At 31.0% G+C, this 23,622-nt stretch carries 21 protein-coding genes; 20 read left to right on the forward strand and 1 reads right to left on the reverse strand.

Going from position 1 to position 23,622, the window contains the following annotated elements:
* The first annotated feature begins 38 nt into the window (after window positions 1-38).
* Together ASD98_RS04160 and ctlX are read left to right on the forward strand one after the other, a co-directional pair.
* Complete coding sequence (locus ASD98_RS04160) at window positions 39-953, forward strand: dimethylarginine dimethylaminohydrolase family protein (RefSeq protein WP_056200573.1); 915 nt, start codon at window positions 39-41, stop codon at window positions 951-953.
* A 74-nt stretch (window positions 954-1,027) separates the two neighbouring features.
* Window positions 1,028-1,963: a citrulline utilization hydrolase CtlX gene (gene ctlX / locus ASD98_RS04165; protein WP_056200576.1), complete on the forward strand. Its 936-nt coding sequence runs from the start codon at window positions 1,028-1,030 to the stop codon at window positions 1,961-1,963.
* Window positions 1,964-2,039: 76 nt separating this feature from the next.
* Here ctlX and ASD98_RS04170 read toward each other — a convergent pair whose 3' ends face one another.
* Window positions 2,040-2,669: a MarC family NAAT transporter gene (locus ASD98_RS04170; protein WP_056200579.1), complete on the reverse strand. Its 630-nt coding sequence runs from the start codon at window positions 2,667-2,669 to the stop codon at window positions 2,040-2,042.
* 151 nt (window positions 2,670-2,820) lie between these two features.
* Between ASD98_RS04170 and ASD98_RS04175 the strand changes: the two genes are divergently transcribed.
* From ASD98_RS04175 to ASD98_RS04260, 18 genes are all read left to right on the forward strand, one after another.
* Window positions 2,821-3,186: a CoA-binding protein gene (locus ASD98_RS04175; RefSeq protein ID WP_056200582.1), complete on the forward strand. Its 366-nt coding sequence runs from the start codon at window positions 2,821-2,823 to the stop codon at window positions 3,184-3,186.
* Between the two features lie 185 nt (window positions 3,187-3,371).
* Window positions 3,372-3,992 carry a recombination mediator RecR gene (gene recR, locus ASD98_RS04180; RefSeq protein ID WP_056200584.1) on the forward strand — a complete coding sequence of 207 codons (621 nt, stop codon included), beginning with the start codon at window positions 3,372-3,374 and terminating at the stop codon, window positions 3,990-3,992.
* Window positions 3,993-4,062: 70 nt separating this feature from the next.
* Window positions 4,063-4,851 carry a polysaccharide biosynthesis/export family protein gene (locus tag ASD98_RS04185; RefSeq protein ID WP_056200587.1) on the forward strand — a complete coding sequence of 263 codons (789 nt, stop codon included), beginning with the start codon at window positions 4,063-4,065 and terminating at the stop codon, window positions 4,849-4,851.
* A 16-nt stretch (window positions 4,852-4,867) separates the two neighbouring features.
* Complete coding sequence (locus ASD98_RS04190; protein ID WP_056200590.1) at window positions 4,868-7,318, forward strand: polysaccharide biosynthesis tyrosine autokinase; 2,451 nt, start codon at window positions 4,868-4,870, stop codon at window positions 7,316-7,318.
* Window positions 7,319-7,328: 10 nt separating this feature from the next.
* The gene (locus ASD98_RS04195; protein WP_056200593.1) at window positions 7,329-8,312 is read left to right on the forward strand and encodes an SDR family oxidoreductase; all 984 of its coding nucleotides are present in this window, start codon (window positions 7,329-7,331) and stop codon (window positions 8,310-8,312) included.
* A 22-nt stretch (window positions 8,313-8,334) separates the two neighbouring features.
* Complete coding sequence (locus ASD98_RS04200; RefSeq protein ID WP_056200596.1) at window positions 8,335-9,726, forward strand: UDP-glucose 6-dehydrogenase; 1,392 nt, start codon at window positions 8,335-8,337, stop codon at window positions 9,724-9,726.
* An 88-nt stretch (window positions 9,727-9,814) separates the two neighbouring features.
* Window positions 9,815-10,279, forward strand: coding sequence for a UpxY family transcription antiterminator (locus ASD98_RS04205; protein WP_056200599.1), 465 nt, complete (start codon window positions 9,815-9,817; stop codon window positions 10,277-10,279).
* 322 nt (window positions 10,280-10,601) lie between these two features.
* Window positions 10,602-11,885, forward strand: coding sequence for a nucleotide sugar dehydrogenase (locus tag ASD98_RS04210; protein ID WP_056200602.1), 1,284 nt, complete (start codon window positions 10,602-10,604; stop codon window positions 11,883-11,885).
* A 30-nt stretch (window positions 11,886-11,915) separates the two neighbouring features.
* Window positions 11,916-12,923 (forward strand): mannose-1-phosphate guanylyltransferase, encoded by a 1,008-nt coding sequence (locus ASD98_RS04215; protein ID WP_056200605.1) that lies wholly within the window; start codon window positions 11,916-11,918, stop codon window positions 12,921-12,923.
* 6 nt (window positions 12,924-12,929) lie between these two features.
* Entirely contained in the window at window positions 12,930-13,976 is a 1,047-nt protein-coding gene (gene rfbB, locus ASD98_RS04220) for a dTDP-glucose 4,6-dehydratase (protein WP_056200608.1), read from the forward strand.
* 51 nt (window positions 13,977-14,027) lie between these two features.
* Window positions 14,028-16,418 (forward strand): SLBB domain-containing protein, encoded by a 2,391-nt coding sequence (locus ASD98_RS04225; RefSeq protein WP_056200613.1) that lies wholly within the window; start codon window positions 14,028-14,030, stop codon window positions 16,416-16,418.
* Window positions 16,419-16,427: 9 nt separating this feature from the next.
* Entirely contained in the window at window positions 16,428-17,498 is a 1,071-nt protein-coding gene (locus tag ASD98_RS04230; RefSeq protein ID WP_056200616.1) for a Wzz/FepE/Etk N-terminal domain-containing protein, read from the forward strand.
* 9 nt (window positions 17,499-17,507) lie between these two features.
* Window positions 17,508-18,695, forward strand: a complete 1,188-nt coding sequence (locus ASD98_RS04235; protein ID WP_056200619.1) for a UDP-N-acetylglucosamine 4,6-dehydratase — start codon at window positions 17,508-17,510, stop codon at window positions 18,693-18,695.
* 1 nt (window position 18,696) lies between these two features.
* On the forward strand, window positions 18,697-19,839 hold the full coding sequence (locus tag ASD98_RS04240; RefSeq protein WP_056200621.1) for a LegC family aminotransferase: 1,143 nt from the start codon (window positions 18,697-18,699) through the stop codon (window positions 19,837-19,839).
* Window positions 19,829-20,452 (forward strand): acetyltransferase, encoded by a 624-nt coding sequence (locus ASD98_RS04245; protein ID WP_056200625.1) that lies wholly within the window; start codon window positions 19,829-19,831, stop codon window positions 20,450-20,452. The genes ASD98_RS04240 and ASD98_RS04245 overlap by 11 nt, the downstream gene beginning before the upstream one ends.
* Before the next feature lie 2 nt (window positions 20,453-20,454).
* Window positions 20,455-21,477, forward strand: coding sequence for an N-acetylneuraminate synthase (neuB, locus tag ASD98_RS04250; protein ID WP_056200627.1), 1,023 nt, complete (start codon window positions 20,455-20,457; stop codon window positions 21,475-21,477).
* Window positions 21,474-22,586 (forward strand): UDP-N-acetylglucosamine 2-epimerase, encoded by a 1,113-nt coding sequence (neuC, locus tag ASD98_RS04255; protein WP_056200629.1) that lies wholly within the window; start codon window positions 21,474-21,476, stop codon window positions 22,584-22,586. Before neuB ends, neuC begins: the two co-directional genes overlap by 4 nt.
* Window positions 22,573-23,619 carry a nucleotidyltransferase family protein gene (locus tag ASD98_RS04260; protein ID WP_056200632.1) on the forward strand — a complete coding sequence of 349 codons (1,047 nt, stop codon included), beginning with the start codon at window positions 22,573-22,575 and terminating at the stop codon, window positions 23,617-23,619. The genes neuC and ASD98_RS04260 overlap by 14 nt, the downstream gene beginning before the upstream one ends.
* Window positions 23,620-23,622 lie beyond the last annotated feature (3 nt).

Below are 23,622 nucleotides of genomic sequence, written 5' to 3' on the forward strand. Positions count from 1 at the left end.
AAAGCTTTTTTTATCTTTGTCCAAAATATAATAAAGTTATGTTGCAATTAAATATAAAGAACGAAACGTCAAGATTGCGTGCTGTAGTTTTGGGTTCGGCCGTTCATAATGGGCCAACTCCTTCATTAGAAGAAGCCTATGATCCTAAATCATTGGAACATATTAAAGCCGGAACATATCCTGTCGAAAAAGATATGGTTGCTGAAATGGATGCGTTCAATGCTGTTTTTCAAAAATATGATGTAACGGTTTATCGTCCCGAATTGATTGAAAGCTACAATCAGATTTTTGCAAGAGATATAGGGTTTGTAATTGATGATGTTTTTGTGAAATCGAATATTTTACCTGATCGCGAACGTGAGTTAGATGCGATTCAATATGTAATTGATCAAATTGATTCCTTAAAAGTTGTTCGACCGCCAGAAGAAGTTCATATCGAAGGAGGAGATGTTATGCTTTGGAACGATCATATTTTTATCGGTACATACAAAGGAAGCGACTACAAAGATTATATCACTGCCAGAACAAATATGCATGGCGTAAATTATATTAAAGAATTGTTTCCAAATAAGATTGTGAAAGAATTTGATTTAGTTAAATCGAAACTGGAAGCCCGAGACAATGCATTGCATTTAGACTGCTGTTTTCAACCTGTAGGTAAAGATAAAGGAATCATTTATAAAAGGGGTTTCCGTGAAGAAGCAGATTATTTGTATTTAGTAAATCTTTTCGGAAAGGAAAACTTATTTCATATTGAAAGAGATGAAATGTACAACATGTTTTCGAATGTATTTTCGATTGATAAAGATGTTGTCGTTTCAGAGAAAAACTTTACCAGATTAAATAATTGGCTTAGAGCAAAAGGGTTTACTGTAGAAGAAATTCCGTATGCCGAAATTGCAAAACAAGAAGGTTTGTTAAGATGTTCGACTTTGCCATTAATTAGAGACTAAAAATAAGTTTCAAGTCTCAGGTTTTAAGTTACAGCAACTTGAAACCTGAAACTTAAAACAAAAAAATATATAAAATGAAACAAACAACAAATGCAATTGTAATGATTCGGCCTGTTGCTTTCAGAATGAATGAACAGACAGCTGTAAATAATTATTACCAAAAAGTATTAGACGGATTATTGCCAAGTACAGTTAATGCAAAAGCACAACAAGAGTTTGATACTTTTGTTGAAAAACTAAGAGCTGTTGGTGTAGACGTGACAGTAATTGAAGATACTTTGGAAACAGACACTCCGGATAGTATTTTTCCAAACAATTGGGTTTCATTTCATGAAAATGGAGATGTTGCTCTTTATCCAATGTTTGCTGAAAACCGCCGTTTAGAACGTCGTGAAGATATTTTAGATACTTTGGAGGAAAAAGGTTTTGAAATTTCAAACATAATGGATTACACATCTGCAGAAGATGATGGCTATTTTTTAGAAGGAACCGGAAGTTTACTTTTAGATCGTGCTAATGCAAAAGCATATTGTGCTTTGTCTCCTCGTGCTGATGAAGAACTTTTTATTGAATTTTGTGAAGATTTTGATTATGCTCCTGTAATTTTTGAAGCTTTTCAAACTGTTGATGGTGAACGCAAGTTAATATATCATACAAATGTTATGATGTGCTTGGGTGAAACGTTTGCGGTTATTTGTGCAGATTGTATAGATGATAAGAAAGAGCGTAAAATGGTTCTTGAAAACCTAAAAGATGATAAAAAAGAAATCATTTTAATTACAGAAGATCAGGTTAATAATTTTGCTGGAAATATGTTGGAAGTTCGAGGAACAAACGATAAAAAATATATCGTTATGAGCGCTTCGGCTCATCAAAGCTTAACTCCAAAACAAATTCAACAATTAGAAAAACATGCTGAAATATTAAGTTCAAGCTTAGATACTATTGAAGCTTGTGGAGGCGGAAGTGCAAGATGTATGATGGCTGAAGTATTTTTGCCAAGAAATTAAAATTAGTTGATAAAACAGAAAAAGGGATAGAAACACTAAGTTTTTATCCCTTTTTCTGTTTTTTGAAATAGGTAAATCACATCAGATTTCCTTTAATAATATTTACGATCGAACTTACGATGTATTGAATTCCGATAGAAATTACAATAAAGCCGACAATTCTTGATATGGCTACAATTCCAGATGCACCTAAAATTCTTGCCAGATAATGTGCGCTTTTTAGAATAACAAAAATAACTACGGCGATAGCTAAGATGGCAAGACAGGAGAAAATGATTTCCTCCATTTGATGATGTTCCTGATAAAATGCAATTAATAAAGAAATAGAACCTGGCCCAGCAAGCATAGGAATAGCCAATGGAGTTAAAGCAATATCGTTTCTTTGTTGTACTTCGTTTTCGATTTTTTTATTGATTCCTCGTTTTTTATTGAATTTACCAGAGAGTAATGAAAAGCCAGAATTTACAATCACAATTCCGCCTGCGATACGAAGCGCATCAATGCTTATTCCAAAAAAAGTTAAAACATATTGTCCAATAAAAAAAGAAACCAATAAAATAATGCCAACATTTATGGCAGTCCATAAAGAAATTCTAGAGCGTTCTTTTTGTGAATCATGCTGTGTTAATCCAACAAAAATGGGAACTGTCCCAATTGGGTTTAGTACTGAGAAAAGTGCAGCAAATAGATAAATAAATAAATCCATATAATATTGGTTAGTGAAGTAAAAATAGTCAAATTTTAATACTTGTATGTAAATTTATATTATGATATTATTTTTTAAAGTCAATATTCTAAATCAATAGGATAAATTAAGCTCGTCCTTTTTGACTACTTTTGTGAAATATTTTAAGATAATGAAAAATAAAAAAACATTGTTGCTTGGTGCAACCACAAAACCTGATCGTTATGCTTTTAGAGCGATAAATGCATTAACTCAAAAAGGACATACTGTTCTTGCAATTGGTCAAAACACAGGAGAAGTCGCTGGCGTAAAAATTCATACAAAAGCTGTTCCTGTTAAAAATATAGATACGGTAACTTTATATCTAAATCCTAATCGTCAACGTGATTATTATAATTATATCGTTGAAGCACAGCCTAAGAGAGTAATTTTTAATCCTGGAACTGAAAATCCTGAATTATATCAATTATTAGAATTGAACAATATTGAAGTAGAAGTTGCATGTACCTTGGTTTTATTGGCGACGAATCAATATTGATTTTTTTCTAAAGTTTATCTCAGCGATTCTATATTTTTATGGCTCCCGAAGTATCGGGACTGCCATAAAAGAATGTCGTTTTTATTACTGCTAAAATAAACTTAGTAATAATATTTAATCTTTTGAGTGCTGATTTTAGATGTGCCAAAGCCCGCTATACCATTAAAAGTATTACTTTTGTCGTCATGGAATTTTCATCAAAACTTATTGAAAAAGCGGTTAACGAGATGTCGCAATTACCAGGAATTGGTAAGCGTACAGCATTGCGTTTAGTTCTTCATTTGTTAAAGCAGCCAAAAGAACAAACAGGATTTCTGTCTCAAGCGTTATTAAATATGCGTGAGGATATTAAATTTTGCCAAAATTGCCATAATATTTCAGATACAAAGATTTGCGAAATTTGTGCAAATGCTACTAGAAATCATCAAACGATTTGTGTTGTAGAAGATATCCGCGATGTAATGGCGATTGAAAATACTGGTCAATACAGAGGGATTTATCATGTTTTAGGTGGCAAAATTTCTCCGATCGAAGGAGTTGGTCCAAGTCAGTTAAATATTTCTACTTTAGTTGAGAAAGTAAAATCAGGAAAAGTGATCGAAATTATCTTCGCCTTGAGCTCTACAATGGAAGGAGATACCACAAATTTTTACATTTATAAACAAATCGCCGATTCAGAAATTATAATTTCTACCATAGCAAGAGGTATTTCGGTTGGAGATGAATTAGAATATGCGGATGAAATTACCCTTGGCAGAAGTATTTTGCACCGCGTTCCGTTCGAAAAAACTTTCAAAAGCAATTAAATACGATCAAATAATATATAGATTTCCGGAAAACTAAAGGAAAAACTATATTTGCGTTAAAATTTTCAAAATGACAAAAAACAGCCTTTATATATTATTGCTGATTAGTACATTATTTACATCTTGTATTCCTCTAAATGATCTAGTATATCTGCAAGATAAAAATACTTCATCAGAACAAAATAATATTGCATCAGTAGAATCTAAACCTTATAGATTGCAAGTAAATGATGTTTTAAGCATTAGTATAAAAGCTATAGATCCTAAATTGGTTTCTATTTTTAACACAACAGAAACTTCTTCTAGTGGTAAATCAGAATCGTCATTATATTTCGATGGATTTACTGTTGATGACCATGGTAATATCAGAATGCCAATTTTAGGAGAAATTAATGTTATTGGTTATACTTTAGAAGAAGTCAGGGTTAAAATAGAAAAAAAACTGCATGAAGAGTATTTTAAAAGTGAAGCTAATATTTTTCTTACTGTAAAATTAGCAGGATTTAGGTATACGATCAACGGAGAGGTTGGAAGTACAGGAACAAAAACATTATTTAAAGAGAATGTAAATATTATGGAGGCTATTGCGAATGCCGGTGACATTACCACTGTAGGTAATAGAAAAGCGGTAACTGTAATTCGCCAATCGCCAACAGGTGTACAAATGAATGAAATAGACCTTACTGATGTTAATGTTATGAAATCTCCCTATTATTATCTGCAGCCAAATGATTATATATATGTCAAGCCCTTAAAACAAAAAACATGGGGAACTGGTCAAACAGGTATACAGTCTATAGGAACCGTTATTACACTGTTGTCATTGGCTACAACAGTTTATTTGATAATCAGAAATTAAAAAATAATTTATTAAAATGTTAGATATAAAAGATTTTTCCATTTTTGAGAATCATTCAAATTTTGATTTTAAGGGATTTTTGTTAAAAATCTTAAGTTATTGGAAATGGTTTTTGGTAAGTTTGATTATTGCTTTTACAATTGCATATCAAGTAAATATTCGAAAAGAGAAAATTTACGGAATGCAGACCATGATCTCTATTAAAGAAGAAAGTAATCCGTTTTTTACATCTAACACAAGTTTGGTTTTTAATTGGGGCGGAATTTCAGATCAAGTTAATGGAATTTCTACAATATTGCAATCAAGGTCACATAATGAGTTGGTTGTTGATAAGTTACAGTACTATATTGATTATCTTGAACAAGGAAAATACAATTTAATTGATTCCTACGGAGCAGTCCCTTTTTATGTTGATATAGATAAAACAAAAGGACAGCTTGCAAATGTTTTAATCAATATCAAGTTTTTAAGTGAAAATGAATATCAAATTCAAATACCATTCGAAAGTAATTCAGTTTCGTTAATTACTTATGCTACTAATGCTTATAGTAATACTTCTGTACAGCCTGTAACCTTTATTAAAAAATATAAAGTTGGTGAGCAAGTTTCTCTGCCTTTTTTAAATTGGAAATTACAAATTAATGATAATCCGGGATTTTATAAAGGAAAAGAATATTTTGTAAAATTCAATGATTTTAATGGAACGGTTTCTCGTTATAGAGGAATAAGTGTAGATAGTGATAAAAATGGAGGTTCACTTCTGACTTTAGGAATGCAGGGAACCAATAAAGCCAGAATGGTTGAATATTTAAACGCAACAGTAAAAATGTTGATAAAAATTCAATTAGATGGCAAAAACCAGTTTGCAACCAATACAATAAGATTCATTGATAGTACACTTGTTGCTATGGAAGCACAGTTGAAACAAACTGGGAATGAATTGAAAACTTTTAGAAAAGGTAAAAATATTTATGAAATTGAAGGAGGTGGCGCTAAGTTTTCAGATAAAATAATGAACTTTGATGTTGAAAAAGATCAGGTAACACGAAAAATTGCCTATTATAATTCTTTAAGATCTTATTTAAATAATAGTGTCGATTATTCAAGATTACCTGCACCTTCTGTTGCCGGCATAGAAGACCCCAATATTGTTGCAAATGTTTCAAAACTTATTGCTCTTTCGGCACAAAGATCAGAGATGGCATATGCCGTAAAAAGCGATAAGATTTTTAAAGACTTCGATAATCAAATGCAGGCTGTAAAAAGTGTTTTATTAGAAAACATAATTTCAGCTAAGGCTTCATTATTGTATGATTTATCTTTGGTAAATGCAAAGATTGGTCAAGCTGAAAGTACTGTTAAAAAATTGCCGGAAGAACAGCAAGAATTATTAAAAATTCAAAGGAAGTACGATTTAAATGATAATATTTATACAGAGTTTCTTCAAAAACGAAATGAAGCAGAAATTGTAAAAGCTTCAAATCTGTCGGATATTCATTTTATTGATTCTGCAAAAGATATTGGCGGAGGATTAATAGGGCCAAAAACTTCTGCAAATTATATCTTGGCATTGTTTTTAGGGATTTTAATTCCTCTTATGTTTGTAATTGCAATTTTCTTTATCAATAATTCAATTCAAAACACTGAAGACATTAGTAAATTGACCGAAATGCCAATAATTGGAGTAATAGGTGTTAATAAAGATGCAGTAAGTTTAGCTGTTTTTGAGAAGCCAAAGTCTGCTCTTTCAGAGGCTTTTAGAGGTATACGCTCTTCATTGCAATTTTTATATAAAAGACAACAGCTTCATGGTTCAAAAACTTTAATGATTACTTCATCTATAAGTGGTGAAGGAAAGACATTTTGTTCTATTAATATTGCCACAGTTTTTGCTTTAAGTGAAAAGAAAACAGTTATCGTTGGTTTGGATTTGAGAAAACCAAGATTAGCAGATGAATTTTCTTTAACAAATAAACAATTAGGGGTTGTTAATTATTTAATTAAGCAGAACAGTTTGGATGAAATTACAAATTCAACACAAATTGCTAATCTTGATGTAATACTTTCCGGGCCAATTCCTCCAAATCCATCTGAATTAATTCTAAGCGATGCAATGAAAGAATTGATAGATGAATTAAAACAAAAATACGATTATATAATTCTCGATACACCACCAGTTGGTTTAGTTTCAGATGCCTCAGAACTTGTTCAATATGCTGATGTTACTTTATATATTGTAAGGCAGAATTATACTAAAAAAGATATGATAACGTTGCTGAATAATAAAGTTAGAAGAGGAGAATTAAACAACACAAGTATCGTTTTTAATGGCTTTGAAAATAAAGCAAAGTATGGAGCTACTTATGGATATGGCTATGGTTATGGAGCTTATTCAAATGGATATCATGAAGAAGAGAAACAAAGTGGACTTTGGAGTTTAATTTCTGGTAAATTTAGAAAAAGATAATTTTAAACAAATGGAAATTTCAAATCAAAATACAATACTAATTACTGGTGGAGCAGGTTTTATAGGTTCAAATCTATCAGAATATTTTCTGGGATTAGGTCATAAAGTAGTTTGTTTAGATAATTTTTCTACTGGCCATCGTCACAATTTGAAGGATGTTATGGAAAATCCAAACTTTAAATTAATTGAAGGCGATATAAGAAATATCGAAGATTGTATTTTGGCAGTTGAAGGTGTTGACTATGTTCTGCATCAGGCTGCGTTAGGATCTGTACCAAGATCAATAAATGATCCAATAACAACTAATGAAGTAAATGTTTCAGGTTTTTTAAACATGTTAGTTGCTTCTAAGGATGCAAAAGTAAAACGTTTTGTATATGCGGCTAGTTCGTCTACTTATGGAGATTCTGAAGGATTACCAAAAGTAGAAGATGTAATTGGAAAACCATTATCTCCTTATGCAATAACTAAATATGTAAACGAGTTATATGCTGAAATCTTCAGCAAAACGTATGGATTAGAAACAATTGGATTGCGCTATTTTAATGTTTTTGGAAGAAAACAAGATCCGGATGGAGCTTATGCGGCAGTAATTCCAAAATTTGTTAAACAATTAATGAGTTTAGAAAGTCCTGTCATTAATGGCGATGGAAATTATTCTAGAGATTTTACTTATATCGATAATGTAATTCAGATGAATGATTTGGCAATTAATACTCATGATCAAGCGGCTATTAATATAGTTTATAATACTGCTTTCGGAGATCGAAACACGTTAAATGATTTGGTTAAATATTTAAAAGTGTATTTGTCAGAATTTGATCCAAAAATTGCTGATGTAGAGATTATATATGGTGTAAATAGAGCGGGAGATATTCCACATTCATTAGCAAGTATTGATAAAGCAAAAAGTCTTTTAGGATATAATCCTAAATATTCTCTTCAGGAAGGATTGAAAGAAGCTGTAAGCTGGTATTGGAATAATTTGAAATAAATAAAAGATAATAATATAGTAAATGGAAATTACAAAAATTTGCTGCATAGGAGCTGGTTATGTTGGAGGTCCTACAATGGCGGTAATTGCTCAAAAATGTCCACATATTCAAGTTACAGTTGTAGATTTGAATGAACAAAGAATTAAGGATTGGAATGATCCAAATACTGATAATATTCCTATTTATGAGCCTGGTCTATCGGAAATTGTAGCAGAAGCAAGAGGAAGAAATTTGTTTTTTTCAACAGAAGTAGAAAAAGCAATTGACGAGGCGCAGATTATCTTTATTTCGGTTAATACCCCAACCAAAACTTATGGTAAAGGAAAAGGTATGGCGGCTGATTTAAAGTATATTGAGTTATGTGCCAGGCAAATTGCAAAAGTTGCAAAGCAGAATAAAATTGTAGTTGAAAAATCTACTTTACCAGTTCGAACCGCCGAAGCTATAAAAAGTATATTAGATAATACAGGTAATGGCGTACAATTTCAAATTTTATCAAATCCAGAATTTTTAGCTGAAGGAACGGCAGTTACAGATCTATTAAATCCAGACCGAATTTTAATTGGTGGAGATACAACTCCAGAAGGAGAGACCGCAATTAATGCTTTAGTAAACGTTTATGCAAATTGGGTAAGTAGAGATAAGATTCTAACAACAAATGTTTGGTCATCAGAATTGTCTAAATTAACGGCTAATGCATTTTTAGCACAACGTATTTCATCTATCAATGCAATGTCTGAACTGTGTGAAAAAACGGGAGCAGATGTAAATGAAGTTGCGAAAGCAATTGGTATGGATAGCAGAATTGGTCCTAAGTTTTTAAAAGCTTCTGTAGGTTTCGGAGGATCTTGTTTTCAAAAAGATATTTTAAATCTGGTTTATATTGCTAAGACTTATGGTTTAAATGAAGTGGCAGATTACTGGGAACAGGTTATAATTATGAATGACCATCAAAAAAGAAGATTTTCAAATAAAATTGTTCAGACTTTATATAATACTGTTGCCGATAAAAAAATTACTTTTTTAGGCTGGGCTTTCAAAAAAGATACAAATGATACTCGTGAATCTGCGGCAATTTATGTAGCAGATGATTTAATAAATGAACAGGCAAAAATTTCTGTATATGATCCGAAAGTATCAAGAAATAAAATGCTAAGTGATTTAGATTATTTAGGAACTAGAACTTCTGACGAAAATACTAATTCTTTAATAATATTTAATGATGCTTATGATGCTTGCAAAGGTTCACATGCTATTGCAGTATTAACTGAATGGGACGAATTTACAACTTATGATTGGCAAAAAATTTATCAATCAATGCACAAGCCCGCATTTGTTTTTGATGGAAGAAATATACTAGATGCTAAAAAGTTAGAATCAATCGGGTTTGTTTATAAAGGAATAGGTTCTTAAAGAAAATGTCCTATTGAGATAAAGTTTAAGATGAAGTGAGAAGAAGGGGATTGGTTTTAAGATTTATTTTCAATAATAAATGCAAATTATGAATTGGTACGTTATTTATACAAAACCGAAATGGGAAAAAAAAGTAGCTGAACGCCTTACCGAAATGGGAATAGACTGCTATTGTCCATTAATAATTAAAATAAAGCAATGGTCAGATAGAAAAAAAAAAATTGAAATGCCGCTCTTTAATTCTTATGTTTTTGTGCAATTGCCAGATAGTGAAAGGAATTCTGTATTTGAGATAGCCGGGGTTGTGAGATATTTATTTTGGTTAGGAAAGCCAGCAGTTGTTCGTGATGAAGAAATAAATATAATAAAGAACAGCCTCAAATCTCCTAATATTGCCGATGCTTCTGTTTTGCCATTTCATGTTGGTGACAAAATAAAATTAGAATCTGGCGTTTTTAATAATCAAAGTGCAATTGTTCAGGAAGTTTCTAATACACATTATATTTTTGTTCTTGAGTCTTTGGGATGCATATTGAAAATTAAATACAAATAAAAATCATATCATCCTATTTCGTCTGGATTAACCTTTATATTGTCTTCCTTAAATATGCAGAAAATAAAATTTCATTCATGAGTTTTATTTTCTGTTTCTTTTTGTAAATATTTTATTACATATTGATTGTTAGGGTATTAGTGTTTGAAATGGCTGTAATTCTTTGTTTTACTAAAGTATTACAAAAAACTATAGTATATAAGTTGACTTTTATCTTATATTTGCCGAAAATAATTTTGTGCAGTCTGGTCTCATTTTTTGTGACTCAGAAGGGCGAAGCCGTGAATTTTAATGACTGAAAACTTATAAATAAGGAGTAAAATTGGAAAAAAACATAAAAATAGCTGTTATAGGTTTAGGTTATGTTGGCTTGCCTTTAGCCAGATTATTTGCCACTAAATATGCAGTTGTAGGTTTCGATATAAACAAATCAAGAATTGAAAGTCTGAATTCTGGTATAGATACTACGCTGGAGATAGATTCTACTACCTTACAAAAAGTATTAGTCGATAATGTTGATACTGAAATTGGGTTGTATTGCACAAGTTCTCTTGATGATATTGCAAAGTGTAATTATTTTATAATTACAGTGCCAACACCAGTTGATAAAAATAATCGCCCAGATCTTACACCTTTGTATAAGTCAAGTGAATCAGTTGGTAAAGTATTAAAAAAAGATGATATTGTAATTTACGAATCAACAGTTTATCCAGGTGTTACAGAAGAACAATGTGTTCCGGTTTTAGAAAAAATTTCAGGATTTAAATTTAATAAAGATTTTTTTGTAGGCTATTCTCCAGAAAGAATAAATCCAGGAGATAAAGAACATACTGTCGAAAAAATTTTAAAGGTAACTTCTGGTTCAACTCCAGAAATAGGGTTAAAAGTAGATTCATTATATAAATCGGTGATTGTTGCTGGAACACATTTAGCCCCATCAATCAAAGTAGCCGAAGCAGCAAAAGTCATTGAGAATTCTCAAAGAGATATCAATATTGCATTCGTGAATGAGCTGGCAAAAATATTTAATTTGATGAATATTGATACCCAGGAAGTTTTAAAGGCAGCGGGAACGAAATGGAATTTTTTACCATTTAAACCAGGTCTTGTAGGAGGTCATTGCATTGGAGTAGATCCTTATTATTTAGCTCAGAGAGCACAAGAATTTGGGTATCATCCTGAAATAATTTTGGCAGGACGACGTTTAAATGACAGTATGGGGGAATATGTTGCTTCACAAATTGTAAAATTAATGATAAAGAAAGGTGTTTCAGTTAATGGAGCACACCTCTTAATGTTAGGAATTACTTTTAAAGAAAACTGTCCGGATGTTAGAAATACCAAAATAGTAGATGTTGTAAAAGCATTAAAAGAATACGGAATAGTAGTTACAATATTTGATCCCTTAGCGAGTGTCGAAGAGGTCAAAAAAGAATATAAATTAGATACTAAAAATTCTTTGCCAGCAGAAAAATTTGATGCTATAGTTTTAGGTGTAGCGCATAATGAATTTTTAAAATTAAATTTTTCTGAATTGCGAAAAGAGAGCAGTTTATTATATGATGTAAAAGGAGTTTTAGGTTCACTAGCAGATAATAGGCTATAGATACTTTAACTTCTTGTTTAATTAAAAAAAATGGAAAAAAATAATTCAATTATACATGTAATTTTAACAGGTGGAGTAGGAAGCAGATTATGGCCTCTTTCTCGTAAAAGCCAGCCAAAGCAATATTTAGAAATTTTTGAAAACAAATCTTTATTTGAGATGACGGTTGATCGTAATAGTCATTTAGCAGATAAAGTAATGGTAGTTGGAAATGTCGATAATCATCATTTAAGCGGAAAGGTTATGGATAAAACCAAAACAGAATACGTAAATATTGTAGAAGCGACACCGAGAAATACGGCAGCTGCTATTGCTTTTGCTGCATTTGCTTCAAATCCAGAAGATATCTTAATTATAACCCCATCAGATCACATTATAGACAAGATGGATGATTACAATAATGCTATTCAGGAGGCAGTTTTGAAAGCTCAAGACGGTTTTATTGTAACATTTGGAATTATTCCAACTAAGCCAGAAACTGGCTATGGGTATATCGAATCAAAAGGAGATAAAGTGCTGTCATTTAGAGAAAAACCAAATGAGACTACTGCAAAAGAATTTATAGCAAGAGGTAATTTTTTATGGAATAGCGGTATGTTTTGTTTTAAAGCAGGAGTGCTGTTAGATGAATTGAAACAGTTTCAGCCAGATGTTTATGAAAAATCTAAAGCTGTATGGGAAGCTCATAAAGAAGGTTTCCTCGATTTAGCTTTATCTTTAGAGATTCCATCAATTAGTATTGACTATGCTGTAATGGAGCGCAGTAAAAAAATAAAAGTTGTACCAGCATCATTTTCATGGTCAGATCTCGGATCATTTGAGTCTGTATATCAATATTTAATAACAAAAGGACATCCGGTAGATAAAAATGGAAACATGGTTATTGGATGTGATAAGCATACAACTTTTTTAGGATTACAAAATACTATATTTGTACATACTAATACCGCAAATTTAATTTTACAGAAAGAAAGTTCGCAGGATGTAAAAGATATATATAGCGAATTAGAAAAACAAAATTCAGATCTATTAAATTAATTCAAAATGAAAAAAATTCTTATAACTGGCGGAGCTGGTTTTATTGGTTCTCATGTAATAAGACGTTTCGTGAATAAATATCCGAATTATCAAATCTTTAATTTGGACGCTTTAACTTATGCAGGAAATCTTGAAAACATAAAAGATATTGAGGATAAATCAAATTATAAGTTTGTAAAAGGAGATGTTGTTGATGAAAGTTTTATTAATGATCTTTTTTCAAAGCACAATTTTGATGGTGTTTTACATTTAGCTGCAGAGTCACATGTAGATCGATCTATTGAAGATCCTTTGGCTTTTGTAAAGACTAATGTAATTGGTACAATGAATTTGTTAAATGCAGCAAAAAATCAATGGAAAGGAAATTATGAAGGAAAAAGATTCTACCATATAAGTACTGATGAAGTTTACGGATCTCTAGGGGCAGAAGGTCTTTTTACTGAAACTACTGCTTATGATCCAAATTCGCCTTATTCTGCTTCAAAAGCTAGTTCTGATCATTTTGTTAGAGCATATGGAGAAACATACGGATTACCATATGTCTTAACAAATTGTTCTAATAACTATGGATCTTATCATTTTCCTGAAAAGTTAATTCCCCTTTTTATAAATAATATTATTAATAATAAGCCACTGCCGGTTTATGGTGATGGAAATTATACTCGTGACTGGTTATTCGTTGAAGATCATGCAATTGCAATAGATTTGGTTTTTCATGCAGGTAAAAATCACGAAACTTATAACATTGGTGGTTTTAATGAATGGAAAAATATTGATTTAGTTAAACTTTTATGTAATCTAATGGATAAAAAGTTAGGTAGAACAATAGGCTCTTCACAGGAATTAATCACTTATGTTAAGGACAGACCTGGTCACGATTTGAGATATGCAATTGATGCTACAAAAATTAATAGGGATTTAGGCTGGAAACCATCTGTTACCTTTGAGGAAGGCTTAGAGAAAACTATTAATTGGTATTTAAGCAATGAAGATTGGCTTCAAAATGTGACATCGGGTTCTTATAAAGATTACTATCAAAAACAATATTCTTAAAAAAAAGCAATAATTTTATTTATCCAAGACCTAAGGTCAAATTTTAAATATATGAAAAATAGAGTATACGTTCTTATTTTATTATTAGTTTCAATAATATCTTTCAATGCTCATGCTCAAGATATATTAAAGTCCAAAGATTTAAGTACAATAAAAGTTGATTATTTATCTCAGGATCAACTAGCTGAAATTAGTGGACAATTAAAGAGTAATAATATGACTATTGACCAGGTTGAACCTATGGCTTTATCTAAAGGTATGAGCCAGGAAGAATTTGACAAACTCAAAAGCAAGCTTAATAATATGTCAAGTAGTTCAACAAGTAATAATGCAAATAAAGTTGAATCTGGAAGAAACCAGGAAAAGATAATTAATAATAAAGTCAAAGATTCGGCAAACGCTATAATTTTTGGTTCGGAACTTTTTGATAATCCAAATTTAAATTTTGAACCTAATTTGAAACTAGCAACTCCTCTTAATTATATATTAGGCCCTGGAGACGAACTTCAAATTAGTATATATGGGGTTCAAGAATATAATGCTAACATTCCTGTTAGTGCTGAAGGTAAAATAAGCATACAATATGTAGGGCAAATTTCAGTAGCAGGAATGCCAATTGAAGCGGCTACTCAAAAAATTAAATCAGCAATTTCTAATGTATATAGTACAGTACGTTCAGGACAATCCCAAGTTAGTGTTACTCTTGGTCAGATACGAACTATTAAAATAACTGTAGTTGGAGGGAAACAGCCAGGAAATTACTCTATATCGTCTTTAGCAACTGTATATAACGCTCTTCATTTAGCAGGAGGACCAGGCAAAAATGGAAGTTATAGAAATATCGAACTTATTAGAAATAATAAAGTATTTAGAAATATTGATATTTATAGATTCTTAGTAAAAGGTGACCAGTCTGATAATGTTAATTTAAAAGACAATGATGTTGTACGAATTCCTGCATATAATCAAAGAGTTAAAGTTGAGGGTGAAGTTAAGCGCCCAGGGATTTTTGAGATGAAAAAGGGAGAAACTTTTTCTGATTTATTAAATTTTGCATCTGGATTTAATGAGTTGGCATATACGGCATCTGTTAGTGTTGTGCAGAAAACAGGAAAAGAATTTAAAGTTCAGGATATTAATGAAAGTGATTTTAGTACTTACATTCCACAATCAGGAGACGTTTTTAGAGTTACAAAAATTTTAAACAGATTTGAGAATCGTATTAAAATTGAAGGAGCAGTTTTTAGACCAGATTATTATTCTTTTACCGAAGGAATGAGAATTTCTGATCTTGTTGCAAGAGCTGAAGGGCTTAAAGAAGATGCCTACAGTAAGAGAGCAAGGGTAATCCGCTTAAAATCAGACTTAACTTCAGAGATTGTAAATGTTGATCTAAGTGCGGCATTAACGGGAGACGTCAATGCAGACATTGAACTAAAAAGAGAAGATATAATTACAGTTTACTCTATTTTAGATTTTAGAGAAGAGTATAAGGTCACTATTGATGGTGAAATTAAACAGCCCGGTGTCTATGAATATGTTGAGAATCTAACCCTAAATGATTTAATAGTTCAAGTAGGTGGATTAACAGGATCTGCATCTAAACGAGTAGAAATTGCAAGAATGGTTAAGTCAGACGTCATTAATGATAGTGATCCAAAACGTATTGAATTGATGCAACTTGAAATTTCATCAGATAATAATGAACAGGCTAAAAACTTCATTTTAAAACCTTTCGATGTTATTAATATTCGTAGGATAGCAGTTTATGAAAAACCTCAGATGGTGACTATTTCAGGAGCAGTAACTTATCCGGGTAAATATGTTTTAGCAAACAAAAAAGAAAAGGTTTATGATATAGTTATGAGAGCCGGAGGTTTAACTTCTATTTCAAACATTGAAGGAATGAAGATAAAAAGACCTATTAAAAAAGAGGAGATAGAGAAGTTAGAGGATATTGATCTAAATTTATCTAAGAACGATTCTTTAAAAGAGAAATTAGTAGATAAAAAATACGCTACTATTCCTATTAACTGGGAAAAAATAGAAAAAAATAAAAATCATTATTCAAATGTTACTTTATTTCCAGGCGATGAAATTGAAGTTGCTGTTTATAATGAAGGCGTAAAGGTAGCAGGAAATGTGTTGTTAACATCAGAAATTCCGTATAGAAGAGGAAAAGGATTTAAATATTATATAAATGCGGTAGGAGGAGTGAACAATAAAGGCTGGAAAAGAAAAGCTTATATAATATATCCTAATGGAAAAGCTGATGTTACAAAATCATTTTTATTCTTTCGTTCATATCCTTCCGTTGAGCCTGATTCGCAAATTGTTGTTCCTGAAAAACCTGAAACAAAGAAAATGAGTACAGGTGAATGGGTTAGCATAGGAAGCGTCATTACCAGTTTAGCATTACTAATTGTTACAGCTTTTAAATAGATTATAATAATGGATAGAACAGATATTAAAAGTGACGAAATATCGTTAAGAGATTTAATATTAAAAGTAGGACAATGGTATAATTACTTGTTTTCACAATGGAAAATAATTGTATTAGCAGGTATAGTTGGAGCTTTCCTGGGAGTCACTTATTCCATAATGAAAAAGCCTAAATATACAGCTTCACTTTCTTTTGCATTGGAAGATGAAAAAAGTGGGGGAGGCTTAGGTGGAGCAATAGGTCTAGCGAGTACTTTAGGTTTAGATTTGGGAGGAAATGGTGGAGGAATGTTTTCTGGGGCCAATTTAACTGAGCTCTTTAAATCAAGATCCATGATTGAAAAAACACTGCTATCTCCGGTTAATTTAAATGGGAAAGTTATTTCTTTAGCAGAGATGTATATCGAAAATAATGAATGGAGAGAATCATGGAATAAAAGTGAAAAGTTGAAAAACATTAAATTTTCACCTGGAAAACGAGTAGGATTTAATAGGCTGCATGATAGTATCTTAGGTTCAATTTATGAAAATATATCTAAAGGATTAATTGTTGATCAAAAGGATAAAAAGATTTCTATTGTTACAATGGAAGTTTCTTCAACTAATGAATTATTTGCTAAATATTTTTGCGAAAGTTTAGCAAAAGAAGTTGGCGAATTTTACGTTGATACTAAAAGTAAAAAAGCCAGAATAAATATGGATATCCTGGAAAGACAAACTGATTCTATTCGTGGTGAATTAAATGGAGCAATTACAGGAGTTGCAGTCGCAACAGACAATACATTTAATTTAAATCCAGCATTAAATGTTCGAAGAGCGCCTTCTGCCAGACGACAGGTTGATGTTCAGGCTAATACAGCAATTTTGACAGAACTTGTTAAGCAAAGTGAAATGGCAAAAGTTACTTTAAGAAGAGAAACTCCTTTAATTCAAATTATTGATAGACCAATTTTACCTTTAGCAAAAGAGAGGTTTGGAAAAGTTAAAGGAATTATATTGGGAGGTTTTTTAGCAGGTTTCCTTATGATAATGTTTTTGCTCGTAAAAAAAATTGTAAATAATTTAAAAAACAATATTTAAAATATTATAATGGATATTCTTAATTTAATTGGAAGAAAGAGTGAGATTTTTAAGAATGATATAAAGCATTTTGAAGAAGACTTGAAGAAAATAATCAGTACATCTAGTTTTTTAATTATTGGAGGTGCAGGTTCAATAGGACAAGCTGTTACAAAAGAAATTTTCCAAAGAAACCCTCTGAAGTTGCATGTTGTTGATATAAGTGAAAACAATATGGTTGAACTGGTTAGAGACTTAAGAAGTTCATTTGGTTATATAGATGGTGATTTTCAAACTTTTGCCTTGGATATTGGATCTGTAGAATATGATGCCTTTATCCAATCTGATGGAAAATATGATTATGTACTAAATCTATCTGCATTGAAACATGTTAGAAGTGAAAAAGATCCTTTTACATTAATGAGAATGATAGATGTAAATGTATTTAATACAGAAAAAACTTTACAGCAATCAATCGAAAATGGCACTAAGAAATACTTTTGCGTTTCAACAGATAAAGCAGCGAATCCTGTAAACATGATGGGGGCTTCTAAGAGAATCATGGAAATGTATCTGATGCGTAAAAGTCAGCAAATTAAAATTTCAACAGCTCGTTTTGCAAATGTGGCTTTTTCAGATGGATCATTATTACATGGTTTTAATCAACGTATTATAAAAAAACAACCAATTGTAGCTCCAAATGATATTAAAAGATATTTTGTTACACCAAAAGAATCAGGTGAACTTTGTTTAATGTCATGTATTTTTGGAGAAAATAGAGATGTATTTTTTCCAAAGTTAAGTGAAAGTCTTCATTTAATTTCTTTTGCTGATATTGCAGTGAAATATTTAGACGAAATAGGTTACAAGCCCCATTTGTGTAAAACAGAAGCCGAGGCAAGAGAAAATGTAGAAGATTTAATTAAACAAAAAAAATGGCCCTGTTTATTTACAGAAAGTGATACTACTGGAGAAAAAGATTTTGAAGAATTTTTTACAGATAGTGAAACTTTGGATATGGATCGTTTTGAAAATTTTGGAGTTATTAAAAATGAGGCCATTTTTGATGATTTAAAATTGGAAAATTTTACTGCTCAAATAAAAAGGATGAAAACTGATAAAAGATGGGGGAAGGAAGAAATTGTCAGTATGTTTCATGCCATGATCCCAAATTTTGGACATAAAGAAACAGGTAAATATTTAGATTCAAAAATGTAATATGAGTGCTATTAATTCGACAATTTCTTTTATAAAAGAGCAATATAAAACAGAAAATTTCATACCTCTCCACGTTCCTTATTTTGGAGGTAATGAAAAAAAATATTTAATAGAGACTATAGATTCTACTTTTGTTTCCTCTGTTGGTGCATATGTTGATCAATTTGAAGTGACAATGCAAAACATTACTCAAACACAAAAAGCTGTCGCAGTTGTAAATGGTACAGCAGCAATTCAGGTAGCTCTCCGTTTAATTGGGGTCAAAAGTGGAGATGAAGTATTAACACAAGCTTTAACTTTCGTAGCTACTGCAAATGCTATTGCATATCAAAATGCAACACCAGTTTTTTTAGATGTTGATTTGGATACTATGGGACTGTCTCCGAAGGCTGTCTCCACTTTTTTAGAAGAGTTTGGAGAATTACGAGAGGATGGTTGTTACAATAAAAAGACTCAAAAAAAAATTAGTGCATGTCTCCCAATGCATACTTTTGGATTTCCTGTCCACTTAGATGAATTAATTGCTGTTTGTAATGATTGGAAAATTCCAGTAGTAGAAGATGCTGCAGAATCATTAGGAAGCGAGTACAAAGGAAAACCAACAGGTAGTTTTGGTAAACTAGGAGCGTTTTCTTTTAATGGAAATAAAATAGTTACCAGTGGCGGCGGCGGCGCAATAGTTACAAATGATTTTAAATTAGGTGAAAAAGGAAAATATCTAACTACAACAGCCAAAATTCCTCACCCTTATGAATATGTGCATGATGAAATGGGTTATAATTTTAGAATGCCAAATTTAAATGCAGCATTAGCTTGTGCCCAATTAGAACAATTAAATACTTTTTTGGAAAATAAAAGGATATTAGCTAAAGAATATGAATCTTTTTTTCAGTCATCAGGTATCAAATTCAGAACGGAAACACCTGAGACTAAAGCGAATTATTGGTTAATGTGCATAGAGTTGGCAAATAAAAATGAAAGAGATTTGTTTTTAGAAGAAACAAATGTAAAAGGTGTTATGACAAGACCAATTTGGCAGTTAATGTATCGTTTACCGATGTATAAAAATTGCCAAAGAGACGAACAAATTAATGCTGAATTCTTAGAGGAACGCATTATAAATATACCAAGCAGTGTCAGATAAAAAAAATATTCTTATAGGATACTCTGGTCATGCTTATGTAGTGCTAGAAACTCTTTTAGAGAATGGTTATGAGGTAATTGGATATTTCGAAAAAGAAAAAAGCGATAATGATCCTTTTAATTTACCTTACTTAGGGTTTGAAAAAAATCAAAATTTTATTGAATTTGATAAAAACATTGCATTTGTAATAGGTATTGGAGATAATAATTTAAGACAAAATGTAGCAGGTTTTATTGAAAGTAAAGGAAAGAGAGTTCAAACAGTTATTAATAAGACGGCACTAATTTCAAAAAGTGCTATTGTCGGTAATGGAAGCTTTATTAACAAGGGAGTGGTAGTTAATGCTCTAGCTCAAATAGGAAAAAATGTAATCTTGAATACGGGGTGTATTATTGAACATGAATGCATTTTAGAAGATGGAGTGCATATAGCTCCGGGTGCTGTTTTAGCGGGAAATGTAAATGTTGGCAGAAATACATTCATTGGTGCAAATGCAGTAATAAAACAAGGTGTCGTAATTGGAAACGATGTGATAATAGGAGCAGGCACTGTAGTTATTTCGAATATACCTGACGGCAAAAAAGTAGTAGGGAATCCAGGTAGAATAATCTAAATATGAGTAAAGTAATTATTATAGCTGAGGCTGGTGTAAATCATAACGGAGATATTAATATTGCAAAAAAATTAATAGATGCGGCTGTTGATGCTGGTGTAGACTATGTCAAATTTCAGACATTTAAAGCTGACAGTTTGGTTAGTAAATCAGCAAAAAAAGCAGAATATCAAAGTGTTAATATTAACGATGGTGATGACTCTCAATATACCATGTTAAAAAATTTAGAATTAAGTCACGAAAATCATTTAGAATTAATGTCATATTGTAGAGAAAAAAACATTAATTTTTTCTCTACCGCATTTGATGTTGAAGGAATTAACTATCTAAATAAATTAGGACTTAATTTTTTTAAAATTCCAAGCGGAGAGATCACTAATTACCCTTATTTAAAAGCAATTGCTTTATGTGGTAAACCTGTTATTTTATCTACTGGTATGTGTTCTGAAATAGAAATCAAACAAGCTTTAGATGTATTAGTGAAATTTGGATTAAAAAAAGAAAAAATTTCAATACTTCATTGTAATACAGAATACCCTACTCCAATGGAAGATGTTAATCTTAAAGCGATGTTAACTATTGGCAAAAATTTTGGGGTACCGATTGGCTATTCAGACCATACATTAGGCATAGAAGTGCCTATTGCAGCAGTAGCTATGGGAGCAAAAATTATAGAGAAACATTTTACCTTAGATAAAACTTTGCCAGGTCCTGATCATGTGGCTTCATTAGAACCTCATGAATTAAAAGAAATGGTTAAAGGAATTCGTAATATAGAATTAGCTATAAGTGGAGACGGTGAAAAAATTGCAAGTAAAAGTGAAACAAAAAATATAGCAATTGCGAGGAAGAGTATTTTTATTAATAAAGATTTAAAAGAAGGTCATATTATTACTGATGACGATATTATTACATTGCGACCTGGGGATGGAATTTCTCCTATGGAATGGGAAAATGTTATTGGGAAAAAATTAACCACTAATAAAAATGAATTTGACAAATTATCATTTTTAGATATAAAATGAAAATAGGAATATTAACAAGTTCAAGGGCTGATTATGGAATATATCTCCCCTTCCTTCAAAAAATAAAAGACGATCCTTTTTTTGAATTAGAAATTATTGCTTTTGGAACTCATTTATCCAAAAATCATGGATATACTTTAAATGAAATAGAAGTAGATAAATATAATTGTGTTCATACTATTTCAGCATTGATATCTAACGATGATGAAGAATCCATTGTGACATCTTATGGACTTACAATTTTAAAATTTGCAGATTTTTGGGAAAGAAATAAATATGATTTGGTTTTTTGTCTCGGAGACCGTTTTGAAATGAGCGCAGCCGTTCAGGCGGGAATAGTTTTTGGAATACGATTTGCCCATTTTCATGGAGGAGAAACTACATTAGGCGCCATAGATAATATATATAGGCATCAAATTACTTTAGCATCATCTCTTCATTTTACTGCGACCGATGTTTTTAAAGAAAAAGTTATTAATTTAATTGGTTCATCAAAAGAAGTTTACTCCGTTGGTTCTTTAAGTTTAAATGACATTAAAGATTTTCGTCCGATAGATAAAAATGAATTTTATAAAAAATATGCGATTCCAGAAGAGGAATTTATTTTAGTTACGTTTCATCCAGAAACAATTTCGATTAAAGAAAATTTTCATTTTGCTAATGAAATGAAGAAAGCATTACTGTCTATTTGCAAAGAAACATTTGTAATTATTACAATGCCTAATGCAGATACACAAGGCTCTGTTTACAGAGAATTAATTCAAGAATTGAAAAAAGAAATGCCTGATCGCTTTTTGTTAATTGAAAACTTTGGAAAGCAAAATTACTTCTCAGCAATGTATTATGCAAAAATTTTATTAGGAAATACTTCCAGCGGAATTTTGGAGGCAGCATCATTTGGCAAATATGTTGTGAATGTTGGTGATAGACAAAAAGGAAGAGTTCAAAGTGATAACATTTTAAATAGTGATTTTAAAGAAGAATCAATTATTTCTGCTGTTAATATAGCAATGAATAAAGGAAAATTTGAAGGCGATAATGTATACTTTAAAGATAAGGCTGCAGATAACATTATTAAAATAGTAAAAATATTTCATGAGAATATATAAAGAACACTTAATTCTTTCTGGTAGTAAAGTTAAGCAGGCACTACTAAAATTTAATGAATTATCTCCAGATGCTATTCTTTTTGTAGTTGACAAAGAAGACAGACTAATTGGTGCATTAACTGATGGTGATGTTAGACGTGGTTTACTTAAAGGATTTTCGATAGAAAGTAATGTTGATGAAATCATTCAAACGAATCCAAGATACATTAAAAAAGGAGAAAACAATCTTAAACAAATTATCGAATATCGTGAAGGTGACTTTAGAGTTGTACCTATAGTAGATGAAAATCATAAGGTAGTTAATGTTATAAATTTTAGAAAAATAAGATCTTATCTTCCTATTGATGCAGTTATTATGGCTGGCGGCCGTGGGCAACGTTTACAGCCTTTAACAGATTCTCTTCCTAAACCGCTTTTAAAAGTAGGAGGTAAAGCCATTATGGAACACAATTTAGATAGATTAGCCTTATTTGGAATTGATGATTTTTGGGTTTCTGTTAAATATTTAGGAGAAAAAATTGAAGATCATTTTGGAGATGGAAAAGATAAAAATGTTAAAATTGAATACGTTTGGGAAAATGAACCTCTTGGAACAATTGGAGCTGTATCTCAGATAAAAAATTTTGAACATGATTATGTTTTGGTAACAAATTCAGATTTGCTTACAAATATCGATTATGAACAATTTTTTCTTGAGTTTATAAAAGAAGATGCAGATTTGGCAGTACTAACAATTCCATATCAGGTAAATGTGCCATATGCAGTTTTAGAAACCGAGAATGGTGTTGTGAAAAGTTTTAAAGAAAAACCAATTTATACTTATTATTCAAATGGCGGTATTTATTTAATTAAAAAAGAAATGCTAAAGTTTATTCCTGAAAATGTTTTTTTTAATGCAACGGATTTAATGGAGGAGCTGATAAGAAATAAAAAGAAAGTAATTTCGTTTCCGTTTTCAGGATATTGGTTAGATGTTGGAAAACATGAAGATTTTGAGAAAGCTCATATTGATGTAAAAAACATAAAATTTTAAAGA

The organism is Flavobacterium sp. Root186, assembly GCF_001428525.1.
Lineage (GTDB): Bacteria > Bacteroidota > Bacteroidia > Flavobacteriales > Flavobacteriaceae > Flavobacterium.